The sequence below is a fragment of the Dactylosporangium sp. NPDC005555 genome, from assembly GCF_040605635.1.
Classification (GTDB): Bacteria; Actinomycetota; Actinomycetes; order Mycobacteriales; family Micromonosporaceae; genus Dactylosporangium.
In genome coordinates this window covers 150,341-163,092 of the sequence record NZ_JBEXDG010000001.1, presented here as the reverse complement: position 1 = coordinate 163,092, position 12,752 = coordinate 150,341, and the positions used below count along the sequence as shown (strand labels likewise).

The following is a 12,752-nucleotide window of genomic DNA, read 5'->3' as shown; positions in this document are numbered from 1 at the left end:
CGGTCCTGCCTGCCGGAAAGCCCGAAACTGACCAAGATCGGGCATCGGGTTCCCATCTTCGGGCGTCGAGGTGAAATATTGGACCGCATGAGAGCCCGTGTCCTGGTGGTCGACGACGACCCCGCCCTTGCCGAGATGCTCGGCATCGTCCTGCGCAGCGAAGGTTTCCTCCCGTCCTTCGTCGCGGACGGCGAGCGTGCACTCGGCGCGTTCCGGGACAGTCGGCCCGACATCGTCCTGCTCGACCTGATGTTGCCGGGCATGAGCGGCATCGACGTGTGCCGGTCCATCCGCGCCGAGTCCGGCGTGCCGATCGTGATGCTCACCGCCAAGAGCGACACGGTCGACGTGGTGCTCGGACTCGAGTCCGGCGCCGACGACTACGTCATGAAGCCGTTCAAGCCCAAGGAGCTGGTCGCGCGCATGCGGGCCCGGCTGCGCCGCGGTGAGGACGTCGCCCCCGAGCTGCTGACCATCGGCCCGCCCGGCAACCAGATCACCATCGACGTGCCGGCGCACACCGTCATGCGCGACGGCGAGGAGGTCAAGCTGACCCCGCTCGAGTTCGACCTGCTGGTGGCCCTGGCCCGCAAGCCGCGTCAGGTGTTCACCCGTGAGGTGCTGCTCGAGCAGGTCTGGGGCTACCGGCACGCCGCCGACACCCGCCTGGTCAACGTGCACGTCCAGCGGCTGCGCGCCAAGATCGAGCCCGACCCGGAGAAGCCGGAGATCATCCTCACCGTCCGTGGCGTGGGCTACAAGGCCGGCACAGGCTGATTCCGCCCGTGGTGCGCATCGACCCGATCGTCGTGCAGGTCCGCCGCTTCAGCCGCTTCCGGCCGAAGCGGCTGGTCCCGCACACCGTCAGCCGGCGGCTGCGGCGCTTCTACGCCGCGGCCCGCCGGCAGTGGCGCCGGTCGCTGCAGTTCCGCGTCGTCGGCATCACGCTGCTGCTCTCGGCGATCCTGGTGTCGGCGTTCGGCTACACGGTCGCGTTGCTGATCAGCCAGGGCGTGATGACGACCCAGGTCAACTCCTCGAAGGAGCGCATCGAGCGCGGCGCCAAGGAGGCCGCCCGTCAGCTGGAGGGTTACACGCAGGCCGACGACCCCGGGCTGCCCGGCAAGATGCTGATCGTCGCGACGGACCTGTCCAGCTCGATGGACGTGCCCGACTCCGAGGTCATCATCGTGCGGCGCAACTCGACGCTCGGGGCCGCCTCACCGGACACCGGCGCGGTGTCGGTGATGCAGCTGGACTCGATGCGCAAGCTCCGCGGGTCCGTCGTCGGCACCCGCTCCGGCACGTATCAGCAGATCGAGACCCTCGACGTCGGGCAGGGGCCGACCCGTTTCCTGGTCCTCGGCACCCCGATCGTCACCGGCGGTGATCCGCTGGAGCTGTATTATCTGCTGCCGCTGAAGGCCGAGAACGACCTGGTCGAGTTCGTCGCGCTGGTGGTGACGGCGACCGGCATCGCGCTCGTGGCGCTGCTCGCGCTGATCGCTGCGACCATGACCCGCCTCGTGGTGATGCCCGTGCGGGTCGCGGCCCGCACCGCGCAGCGCCTCTCCGCCGGCCTGCTCGACCAGCGCATGCAGGTCAAGGGCGAGGACGACCTGGCCCGGCTCGCCGCCGCCTTCAACCAGATGGCGGCCAACCTGCAACGGCAGATCGTCCGGCTGGAGGAGATGTCCCGCCTCCAGCGCCGCTTCACCTCCGACGTGTCGCATGAGCTGCGCACCCCGCTGACCACCGTGCGGATGGCCGCGGACCTGCTGTTCGCCTCCCGGGACGACTTCGACCCGGCGGCGGCGCGCAGCGCCGAACTGCTGCAGGCGGAGCTGGACCGCTTCGAGGACCTGCTCACCGACCTGCTGGAGATCAGCCGCTTCGACGCCGGGTTCGCCGCGCTGGACGCCGAGCCGACCGACCTCGCGCCCATCGTGCGCCGGGTCGCGGAGCGGCTGGAGTCGCTCGCCGAGCGCTGCGGCGTACCGTTGCGGGTCGACGCTCCGCAGGGCGGCGCGATCGCCGAGGTCGACCCCCGGCGCGTCGAGCGGGTGCTGCGCAACCTGCTCGGCAACGCGATCGAGCACGGCGAGGGCAAGCCGGTGGTGGTGACCCTGGCCATGGACGACGCCGCCGTGGCGATGACCGTGCGCGACCACGGGGTCGGGCTCAAGACCGGCGAGGAGAAGCTCGTGTTCAACCGCTTCTGGCGGGCCGACCCGTCCCGGGCGCGGCAGACCGGCGGCACCGGCCTCGGGCTGTCGATCAGCCTGGAGGACGCCCGGCTGCACGGCGGCTGGCTGGAGGCGTGGGGCGCGCCCGGCAAGGGCGCCCAGTTCCGCCTGACGCTGCCGGTGCGCTCCGGCGACCGGCTCGTCTCCTCACCGCTGCGCCTGGTGCCCGACGACGCCCGCGCCGACGAGGCCGCGCTGATCGGGGAGACACCGTGACCCGGCTCCGCGGTCTGACCGCCGGGCTGGCCGTGGTCGCGTTGCTGCTCGGCGGGTGCGGGCTGCCCGACCGCAGCGACCCGAAATACGTCGGCCCCGCGGTCAACCCCAGCCGCGCCCAGGCCCGGGCGCTGGAAGCACCGAAGCCGATCGACGCCGCCACCATGTTCGACCTGGTCGGGCTGTATCTGAAGACCTCCGTCGGCGGCAATGTCACCAATCCCGACCAGCCCGAGGCGGTGACGGAGACCCAGGCGCGGATGAAGACCTTCATGACCCCGCAGGCCGCGGAGGCATGGAAGCCGCAGCTGCCCCTGCTCGTGGTCCGGGTCAACTCCATCAGCTACAAGGACGGCAACTCCGGCACCAACACCGTCCTGGCCAGCTTCACCAAGGTCGGCCAGCTCGACCGGGACGGCCAGCTCATTCCGGTGGTCAACGACCCGAGCCAGACCTTCGGGTTCGATTTCGTCGGCGAGCTGGTCGGCGGGAAGCTGCGGCTGTCCAGCGTGCCTGGCAACATGCTGTTGAGCATGGCCGGCCTCGACGAGCTGTACGAGCAGCGGCCCATCTATTTCTGGGAGACGGGGGTCGAGGCGCCGAAGCTGGTGCCCGACCTGCGCTACATGCCGAAGGTGCTGCCGCCGTCGAAACAGGTCGCCGAGGTCGTGCAGTGGCTCGTCGACGGGCCGTCGAAGTGGCTGGGCGAGGTCGTGGAGAAGCTGCCGTCCGACATCGAGACGAAGGACGGCCCGACGCTGCGGGACGACGACAGTGTCGTGGTCAACCTCAGCTCGAAGGCGCGCGGCAAGAACCCCGACGACCTGCGCAAGCTGGCGAGCCAGATCCGCTGGTCGCTCGCCGGGCATCCGGAGGTCACGCTGACCTACGAGAACGCCAAGGACACCACGAACGACTCCGGCGGCTACGTGAGCGACAACGCCGCCGTCGTGGCGGAGTCCGTCGACCAGGTGAAGTTCGCGGTTCTCGAGGGGGCGGTCCGCCAGTTCGACTCCCCGGCCGACCCGCCCGTGCTGTTCGGCCAGAGCGAGGCGAACAAGGACGTCGTGTCCGCGACCATCAACCGGTCCCGGACGAGGGCGGCGCTGGTCCGCAAGGTCGGCACCGGCGCCGCCGCCAGGCAGCAGCTCGTCGTCAACGCCGGCGCGTCGGAGCCGAAATACGTCGACAGCACGGTCCCGCACAGCGCCGCGCTGAGCCGCCCGGCCTGGATCAGCCGGCCCGTGCAGCGGTTCCTGGTCGCCGACGGCCTCCACCTGTGGGCGGTCACCCCGCCCGGCACCGCCGGCGAGCCGGCCCAGGCCGCGATCGTGCGCGGCCCCAACGACAGCGAGCTCACCAATGTCTCGGCCTTCGCGGTGTCGCCCGACGGGCGGCGGATCGCGTTGATCGTCGACGGCCGCGCCATGATCGCGGCACTGAAGATCGACAACGGCAAGCTGAGCCTCGGCGTGCAGCACGTGGTGCCCACCTCGCTCGGCGACAGCCGGGCCATCGGGTGGGTCACGGAGACCACGCTCGCGATCGGCGGCAAGCCGCACGTCGACAACGACGCCCCCGCCTCCGGCTACTCCCTGGTCTGGACCAGCATCGACGGCACCGGCGAGAAGCCGCTGCCGCGGCGCGCGCCGGACACCACCAGCGCCCTCACCGTCACCGAGCTCTCGACGCGGGTCAACGACCCGACCAAGACCCTGGAGCAGCTGCTGATCCTGTTCGAGGCCAACCAGCGCAGCTGGGTGGTTTACAACGACAACGTCAACCTGATCAAGCAGACCGAGCCCGGCCCGACACCCACGACGTCGGCGACGCAACAGCCGGAGAAGCTCCCGCTGTCGCCGTTCTACGCGGACTGACGACCCGTGCTGCTCGCCGACCTGCTCGACCTGGTGCTGCCCGCGACCTGCGCCGGCTGCGACGAACCGGCGACCGGGGTGCTCTGCGCGCCGTGCCGCGAGGCCCTGGCCGCCGCCCTGCCGGGGCGCACCCGGCCGGTGCCCGAGCCGCCCGGGCTGCCACCCGTGTTCGCCCTTGCCGCGTATGCCGGCTCGGTGCGGCGGATGCTCATCCAGTACAAGGAGCGCAACCGGCACGAGCTGACGCCGGTGCTGGGCGGGCTGCTCGCGAGGGTCGTCGCGGCGTCCGTGCCGCCCGGGCCGATCACGTTGGTGCCGGTGCCGGCCACGTCCGCGGCGGCCCGCCGGCGCTTCGGCGACCACATCGACCGGCTCGCGGCCGATGCGGCCTCGACGCTGCGGAGAAGGGGCGTCGAGGTGGACGTGGCCGGGCTGCTGCGGGCGCTGCCGAAGCGGGAGGACTCCGTCGAGCTGTCGGCCGCCGGGCGGGCCGCCACCGCCCGGGAGGCGTTCGCGGTGCGCGGCCGGCGGCCCGCGGTGCGCGGCACCGTGGTCCTCGTCGACGACATCATCACCACCGGGTCGACCCTCGCGGCGTCGGCCGCTCGCCTCGCCGCCGCCGGGGTCCGCGTCGACCGGATCGCCGTTCTGGCCGCTACGCAGCGTGCCGTGTAGCTCACGACCTTCGTGCCGTTTTGAGCGGAACGTTACTTCCTGCGCCACTCGGGGTAATCCACGAGGAGGGTTTCAGGAGTTGATCGGAGACTTCTTGTGAACCGGGGGTGACTAGCGGCTGTCCTCGGTTTAACGTCGAGAGACGACCTCACCGGCGTTCGCGAGCGCCGGTTCGGAAGGGAGGACCCTGCCCCATCCGTTTCGGTCGCGTGCCGTGTGGGCCTCAAGCCTCTGGGAGGCGCGATCCGGCCGAGCAGTCCGGACAACAAAACCCGAACCCAAACCCAAACCCGTTCCTTTGTGATACCCGTGGGGGAGGCCAGGAGTGGACATCGTCGTCAAGGGCCGCAACGTCGAGGTGCCCGAACATTATCGGCAGCACGTCGCGGACAAGCTGCAGAAGGTCGAGCGATACGACCACAAGCTCATCCGCGTCGACGTCGAGTTGTTTCACGAGCGCAATCCGCGCCAATCCGATCACTGCCAGCGAGTCGAGATCACGTGCGTGTCCCGCGGACCGGTGATCCGGGCGGAGGCCTGCGCCGCCGACTTCTACAGCGCGCTGGACGCCGCCATCGCCAAGCTGGACAGCAGGCTGAGCCGGGCCGCCGACCGCCGGCGCGTCCATCGGGGCCGGCACGCGCCGGTCTCCGTCGCCGCGGCGACCGCGTCGCTGGCGTTCACCCAGCCCGAGCGGGCCAGTGTCGCCACGCTCGCCGACGTCGAGTCCTTCGAGCTGGTCGAGGAGCAGAACGACCAGCCGTGGCACATCGTCCGGGAGAAGGAACACCCCGGCGAGCCGATGACCGTGGACGACGCGCTGTTCCACATGGAGCTGCTCGGCCACGACTTCTACCTGTTCAACGACAAGGAGTCGGGCCGACCGAGCGTGGTCTACCGCCGCAAGGCGTATGACTACGGGGTCATGAGCCTCGGCGCGTGAACTGAGATGGCGGGCCGGGGTCACCGGCCCGCCCCTGCTCTCTAGAGGTCGCGGGCCAGGACCGCGGTGTCGGGGTAGTCGGCGAACACGCCGTCCAGCCCGGCCGCGAGGAAGGTCCTGATCTCGCCGATCACGTCGCCCCATGCGTTGGGGTCGGTGCCCTTGCGCAGGTTGAGCGGCAGGAACTGGTTCTCGTTGCGGAACGTCCAGGAGTGCACCTTCAGCCCGCGCGCGTGGGCGTCGGCGATCAGCGGGGTCGGCGCGAGCAGGTTGCCGGCCGCGTCCCGCGCGATGACCAGGTTCTTCGTCGCGCCGACGCCGTTGGTGAAGGTCTTCAGCCAGTCCAGCCCGGCGGGCTTCGCAAGGTCCGCCCAGGTGCGCGGGTCGCCGGTGCTGCGGAAGTCGAACGGCGAGCCGGCCGCGTCGAGCAGCACGACCGACGGGGTGTCGACCAGGCCGCGCAGCTTCTTGATGCTGGTCGGCTCGAACGACTGCAGGAAGACGTGCGCGTCGCGCCCGGCGAGGCCGTTGCGCTTGAGCACCCGCGCCAGCAGCGGCTCCAGCGCGAGGCCGATCGACGTGAAGTACGTCGGGTGCTTCGTCTCCGGGTAGACGCCGATCTTGCGGCCGGCGGTGCGCTCGGAGGAGCGGGCGAGGTCGATGACCTCCTGCAGCGTCGGGATCTGGAAGAGCCCGTCGTAGATCGTGTTGTGCGTGCGGACCGCGGGCAGCCGCTCGACCGCGCGCAGCGTCTTGAGCTCCGCGAGCGTGAAGTCCTCGGTGAACCAGCCGGTGACGCTGACCCCGTCGATGGTCTTCGTGGTCCTGCGGGCCGCGAACTGCGGCTTCGACGACACGTCGGTGGTGCCCGAGATCTCGTTCTCGTGGCGGGCGACCAGCTGGCCGTCCTTGGTGGGGACGAGGTCCGGCTCGATGAAGTCCGCGCCCATGGCGATCGCCAGGCGGTACGCGGCCAGGGTGTGCTCGGGCCGGTGGCCGCTCGCCCCGCGGTGCCCGATGACGAGCGGGCGGGACTGGTGCGGCGGCTTGGTGGTGTGGGCGGCCGCGGGGCTGACGAGGGTCTGTGGGAGGACCGCGGCCCCGGCGGCCACGCCCATGCCGGAGATCACTGCACGACGACGCATGCCCTGACTGTCGCGGTCGCACGGCAACGTCGGATGACGCCTAGGTGGCCGCCGGGCGCAACTTGGCGAACTGGAGGTTGTCGATCCGGGTGCCGTCCGGCCCGGGCAGCCGGCTGCGCTGCAGGCCCTCGCGGTGGTAGCCGGCGGCCTCCAGGACCCGCTGCGACGCGATGTTGTCGGTCGCGGTGCCGGCGATCATCCTCGCCATCCCGATCTCGAAGCCCCAGTCGGTGACGAGCCGCGCCGCGCGGGCCGCGTGGCCCTTGCCGCGGGCCCCGGGCGCGAGGCTGTAGCCGATCATGGCCTCGCGCAGGAGCGGCTCGGAGTGGTACAGCGCGATCTCGCCGAGGTAGGTGCCGTCGGCGGCGTCGCGGATCGTCATCTCCGCCCGCAGCCCGGCGATCCATTTCGACACCGACTCGGCGCACTGGCGGGTCACGACGGCCGGGTCAATCGGGGTGCCGACGACCGACCTGCCGCTGACGTCCGGGTGGCTGCGCAGCTCGTACGTGCTGGGCCCGTCGTCCTCCGTGAGGGCGCGCAGCGTGATCACGCCGTCGGTCAGCTCGCCGCCCGCCAGGTCCGGCAGCGCCCGGGCGCTGCGCCCCGGCGGGTCGCCGGCGGTCCGGGCCCACACGACCATGTCCGCCCAGGTGCCGTCGGCGGTGCGGGCCGAGCCCCGGGCGATGCCTTCGCGGGTGTAGCCGCCGGCCACGGCGACCCGCTGGCTCGCACCGTTGGTCAGCGCCGTCACCAGGTACACCCGCCGCAGCCCCTGCTCGAACAGCCTGCCGCTGAACTGCTCCAGCGCCGCCGAGGCGACCCCCTGGCGGCGGGCCCACGGCGCGACCCAGTAGCCGACCTCGGCGATGCCGTCGCCGCGCGGGGTCGATCCGATCGCGCCGAGCACCCGGTCCGTTTCCGCGTCGACGATCGCGGGGTCCCCGGGTTTGTTCCGGAAGAACGCCAGGGCGTCGTCGCGGGTGTACGGCTGAGGCAGGAACGGCAGGTAGCGGGCGATGACGGGGTCGGCGCACGCCTCGGCGACGGCGTCCGCGTCGTCGTCGCGCCACGGCCTGAGCGTGGCCGTCATTTCAGGTCCTGCCTGAGCAGCGTCGCCACCCAGCCGTCCAGGCGCATGCCGCGTTGCTCGCAGCTGTCCCGCTGCACGCCTTCGACCACGAAGCCCACCTTCTCCGCGACTCTCCTCGATCCGATGTTGCCGACGTGCGCGCGCCAGACGATCCGGCCCAGGCCGAGCCGGTCGAACCCGAAGCCGCAGATCGCGCGCGCCGCCTCGGTCATGAAGCCCTTGCCCCGGATCCACGGCGCCGAGGAGAAGCCCAGCTCCGCGGTGACCGGGTCGGCCGGGTTGATCCGCAGGTCGATGGTGCCGGCGAAGCGGTCGTCGGGGTCCGCGAGCACGAACCCGACGCCCGTGCCGTGCAGCCAGCCGTTCGGGTACCGGTGCTGGATGAAGTCCAGGCCCTGCTCCGGGCCGTAGTCCAGCGGGACCGACGTCCACTGGACGGTCTCCGGGTCGCGGAACGTCTCCACCAGGTCGTCCAGGTCGCTGTCGCGGGCCAGCCGCAGCGTGCCGGGCCCGGCCGGCAGACGGGTCGGGGGGCTGCAGAACGTGTGGGCGCGCAGCGCGCCGGGCCCGCCGGTGCCGACCCACGGCGGGGCGGTGTCGCAGACCTCGCCGGGCAGCATCACGCCGTGCCAGCCGTCGACGAACCCGCCCTCCTTCGCCGGTAGCAGCGCCCGGACCACGCCGTCGAACGTGAAGCCGATCCGCTCCGCGGTGAGCTTCGACGCGTGGTTGCCGACCTCCGCGCGCCAGACCAGCTTCGTCAGTCCCAGCACCTCGAACGCCCAGTGCGCGACGGCCCGCCCGGCCCGCTCGGCGACCCGCCGGCCGCGCGCCCAGGGCGCCACCCAGGTGCCGAGCTCGGCGTGCCTGTTGCGCAGGTCGAGGGTGACGAGACCGGCGGAGGCGAGCAGTTCACCCGTGCGGGCGTCGAACACCCCCAGCGGCGCGGACGTCTGCGCGGCCCAGGCGGCCCGTGACATCTCCCGCACGTAGGCGACCGCCTGCTCGCGCAGGTAGGGCACGGGGACCATGGTCCAACGCTGGATCAGGGGATCCTGGCAGGCGCGGAAGACGTCTTCGGCGTCGTCCTCCTGCCAGGCGCGCAGGACGAGCCCGTCGCCGGTGGTCAGTTCGATCGGCTCCATGTCCGCCGATCCTGCCCCAAATGTGTCTGCTGTCGGCGGATATTCTTCGCACCGTCGTGCTTTTTATGCCTATTTGTCCGTTAGTGTCCGTAGAGTGGGTGGGCGGGGGCGGCAGTTTGGGCGGAAGGCCGCCTACGATGGGTCGCAGACGTTTAAGGGAGCGCTGACCCGTGTCGATTTTCGAGAAGATCCTCCGCGCCGGCGAAGGTCGCCAGGTGCGGCGGTTGAAGGCCGTTGCCGATGCCGTCAACTCGCTGGAAGAGGAGTACACCGACCTCTCCGACGAGGAGCTGGCCGACATGACGAACCAGTTCAAGGAGCGGCTCGCCGACGGTCAGACGCTGGACGACATCCTGCCCGAGGCGTTCGCGGTGGCCCGCGAGGCGGCCTCCCGGGTGCTCGGTCAGCGTCACTACGACGTGCAGGTCATGGGTGGTGCCGCCCTGCACTACGGCAACATCGCCGAGATGAAGACCGGTGAGGGCAAGACGCTCACCTGTGTGCTCCCCGCCTATCTCAACGCGCTCTCCGGCAAGGGCGTGCACGTCATCACCACCAACGACTACCTCGCCCAGCGTGACGCCGAGTGGATGGGCCGTGTGCACCAGTTCCTCGGCCTCACCGTCGGCACGGTGCTGCCCAACCAGCCGTCCTCGGCGCACCGCACCGCGTATGACTGCGACATCACGTATGGCACCAACAACGAGTTCGGCTTCGACTACCTGCGCGACAACATGGCGTGGTCGCGCGACGAGCTCGTCCAGCGGGGCCACAACTTCGCGATCGTCGACGAGGTCGACTCGATCCTCATCGACGAGGCCCGCACCCCGCTGATCATCGCGGGCCCCGCCGAGCAGTCCGCGCGGTGGTATCAGGAGTTCTCCCGCGTCGTCGGCCGCATGAAGCGCGGCAAGGACGGCGAGGGTGACTACGAGGTCGACGAGTCCAAGCGCACGATCTCCGTCACCGAGCGCGGCGTCGGCAAGGTCGAGGACCAGCTCGGCATCGACAACCTCTACGAGTCGGTCAACACCCCGCTGGTCGGCTACCTGAACAACGCCATCAAGGCCAAGGAGCTCTACAAGCTCGACAAGGACTACGTCGTCAACGACGGCGAGGTCCTCATCGTCGACGAGTTCACCGGCCGCATCCTGCACGGCCGCCGCTACAACGAGGGCATGCACCAGGCCATCGAGGCCAAAGAGGGCGTGGAGATCAAGCAGGAGAACCAGACCCTCGCGTCGATCACCCTGCAGAACTTCTTCCGCCTGTATTCCAAGCTGTCGGGCATGACGGGCACCGCCCAGACCGAGGCCGCCGAGTTCAACAAGGTCTACGGTGTCGGCGTCATCTCCATCCCGACGCACCGCTCCATGGTCCGCGTCGACCACCCCGATGTGATCTACAAGTCGGAGAAGGCGAAGTACAACGCCGTCGTCGACGACATCGTCGAGCGGCACGCCCTCGGCCAGCCCATCCTCGTCGGCACCGTCTCCGTCGAGAAGTCCGAGCTGCTGTCGCAGCTGCTGCGCAAGCGGGGCGTCGCGCACGCTGTCCTCAACGCGAAGTTCCACGCCAAAGAGGCCGAGATCATCGCGCAGGCCGGCCGCAAGGGCGCCGTCACCGTCGCCACCAACATGGCCGGCCGCGGCACCGACATCCTCCTCGGCGGCAACGCGGAATACCTCGCCGCCGCCGAGCTGCGCCAGCGTGGCCTGTCGGAAGAGGAAGGCCTCGACGAATACACGGCGGCGTTCGAGGACGCCCTGCCCCGCTGGGAGAAGCTCGTCGAGGACGAGTCCGACGAGGTCACCGACGTCGGCGGGCTGTATGTGCTGGGCACCGAGCGGCACGAGTCCCGGCGCATCGACAACCAGCTCCGCGGCCGCTCCGGCCGTCAGGGCGACCCGGGCGAGTCCCGGTTCTACCTGTCGCTGCAGGACGAGCTGATGCGCCGCTTCCGGGCCAGCGCCGTCGAGGCCGTCATGGACCGCTTCAACATCCCGGAGGACGTGCCCATCGAGTCCAAGATGGTCACCCGCCAGATCAAGAGCGCCCAGACCCAGATCGAGGCGCAGAACGCCGAGATCCGCAAGAACGTCCTCAAGTACGACGAGGTCCTCAACAAGCAGCGCAAGGTCATCTACGCCGAGCGCAAGCGCGTCCTGGACGGCGAGGACCTCAGCGAACAGGTCCGCAACATGATCGACGGGGTCGTCGGCGACTACGTCACCGCCGCCACCTCCCTCGGCGAGACCGCGGAGGACTGGGACCTCGAGCAGCTGTGGACCAACCTCAAGCAGCTCTACCCGGTCGGCGTCACCATCGAGGACCTCGAGGAGGAAGCCGGCGGCTCCCTGGACCCCGAGTTCCTCAAGAACCAGCTCATCGACGACGCCCACGCCGCCTACGACCGCCGCGAGGAGGAGCTCGGCGCCGAGGCCGTCCGCGAGCTGGAGCGCCAGGTCCTGCTCAACGTCATCGACCGCAAGTGGCGCGAGCACCTCTACGAGATGGACTACCTGCAGGAAGGCATCACGCTGCGGGCCTATGCGCAACGCGACCCGGTGGTCGAGTATCAGCGCGAGGGCTTCGACATGTTCCAGCAGATGCAGGAAGGCATCAAGGAAGAGGCCGTCGGCTTCCTCTTCAACCTGGAGGTCCAGGTCGAGGAGGCTCCCGCACCGACGCTGGACGTCGCCTCCGCCGCCGCGACCGGCGCCAACGTCCCGCTGCCCGAGCCGCACGTCGAGATCCGCGCCAAGGGTCTCGGCGGCAACCGGGCGCCGCGCGCGCTGCAGTACTCCGCCCCGACCATCGACGGCGAGGCGGGCGTCCACATCGAGCAGCAGGAGGAAGCCCCCGCCCTCGGCCTCGGCGGCGCCGCCCGCAGCGCTCCGCCGTCCCCGGCCACCGGCGGCGTGCGCCGCTCCGGCCCGCCGGCCCCCTCCCGCAAGCCCTCCCCGGGCCAGGCCGTCGCCAGCAACGGCCCGTCCCGCAACGCCCCTTGCCCGTGCGGCTCAGGCAAGAAGTACAAGCGCTGCCACGGAGCCCCTGGCGGCGCCTGACAGTCCTTCCTACGAACGCCCGCCGCTCTGGCCTTTGCACCTCGAGCGGCGGGCGTTCGCCATTTCCTCGCTGTCGAACGTTGCCGGGCGTCAGGACGAGCGCCGGCCCGATCGACGCAGCGCCGCTGGGTTTCGCTGTCCTCCGTGCTCCTCATCTCGATCTGGACCGGCCGCTATCCCTCCAGGCGGTCGACGCAGATCCAGCGTCGGCTGCAGGGTGAAGCTCACCGCGCGTTGGGCCGGCCGAGCCGGTCGAGGTTGCGCGCCAGACATTCGGATGGCACTGACTGCCGGGCGCGACCGGGAGATCCGCCGTCGTGTGGGGCCGGTGACCGGCATCGCCG

General features: G+C 70.7%; 9 protein-coding genes. 6 read left to right on the top strand and 3 right to left on the bottom strand.

Annotation, left to right across the window (positions count from 1 at the left end; translation table 11 throughout):
* Positions 1–87: 87 nt before the first annotated feature.
* The 5 genes from mtrA (at position 88) to raiA (ending at position 5,957) form a co-directional block, all read left to right on the top strand.
* A complete protein-coding gene (mtrA, locus tag ABZS58_RS00860; protein WP_033364613.1) occupies positions 88–777 on the top strand; it encodes an MtrAB system response regulator MtrA in 690 nt (229 codons plus the stop codon).
* 71 nt (positions 778–848) lie between these two features.
* Positions 849–2,462 carry an MtrAB system histidine kinase MtrB gene (gene mtrB, locus ABZS58_RS00855; protein ID WP_354776777.1) on the top strand — a complete coding sequence of 538 codons (1,614 nt, stop codon included), beginning with the start codon at positions 849–851 and terminating at the stop codon, positions 2,460–2,462.
* Positions 2,459–4,339: an LpqB family beta-propeller domain-containing protein gene (locus tag ABZS58_RS00850; RefSeq protein WP_354776183.1), complete on the top strand. Its 1,881-nt coding sequence runs from the start codon at positions 2,459–2,461 to the stop codon at positions 4,337–4,339. Before mtrB ends, ABZS58_RS00850 begins: the two co-directional genes overlap by 4 nt.
* A 6-nt stretch (positions 4,340–4,345) precedes the next feature.
* On the top strand, positions 4,346–5,014 hold the full coding sequence (locus tag ABZS58_RS00845) for a ComF family protein (protein WP_354776181.1): 669 nt from the start codon (positions 4,346–4,348) through the stop codon (positions 5,012–5,014).
* A gap of 325 nt (positions 5,015–5,339) precedes the next feature.
* Positions 5,340–5,957, top strand: coding sequence for a ribosome-associated translation inhibitor RaiA (gene raiA / locus ABZS58_RS00840; RefSeq protein ID WP_354776179.1), 618 nt, complete (start codon positions 5,340–5,342; stop codon positions 5,955–5,957).
* A gap of 41 nt (positions 5,958–5,998) precedes the next feature.
* On the opposite strand, the gene ABZS58_RS00835 is transcribed toward raiA, so the two are convergent.
* The 3 genes from ABZS58_RS00835 to ABZS58_RS00825 are packed head-to-tail and all read right to left on the bottom strand — an operon-like array spanning position 5,999 to position 9,340.
* Positions 5,999–7,102, bottom strand: a complete 1,104-nt coding sequence (locus ABZS58_RS00835) for a glycerophosphodiester phosphodiesterase (protein WP_354776177.1) — start codon at positions 7,100–7,102, stop codon at positions 5,999–6,001.
* 40 nt (positions 7,103–7,142) lie between these two features.
* Positions 7,143–8,195, bottom strand: coding sequence for a GNAT family N-acetyltransferase (locus tag ABZS58_RS00830; RefSeq protein ID WP_354776175.1), 1,053 nt, complete (start codon positions 8,193–8,195; stop codon positions 7,143–7,145).
* The gene (locus ABZS58_RS00825) at positions 8,192–9,340 is read right to left on the bottom strand and encodes a GNAT family N-acetyltransferase (RefSeq protein ID WP_354776173.1); all 1,149 of its coding nucleotides are present in this window, start codon (positions 9,338–9,340) and stop codon (positions 8,192–8,194) included. Before ABZS58_RS00825 ends, ABZS58_RS00830 begins: the two co-directional genes overlap by 4 nt.
* 170 nt (positions 9,341–9,510) lie before the next feature.
* Here ABZS58_RS00825 and secA point away from each other — a divergent pair, with 170 nt between their 5' ends.
* A complete protein-coding gene (gene secA, locus ABZS58_RS00820; protein WP_354776171.1) occupies positions 9,511–12,408 on the top strand; it encodes a preprotein translocase subunit SecA in 2,898 nt (965 codons plus the stop codon).
* The last annotated feature ends 344 nt before the right edge of the window (positions 12,409–12,752 follow it).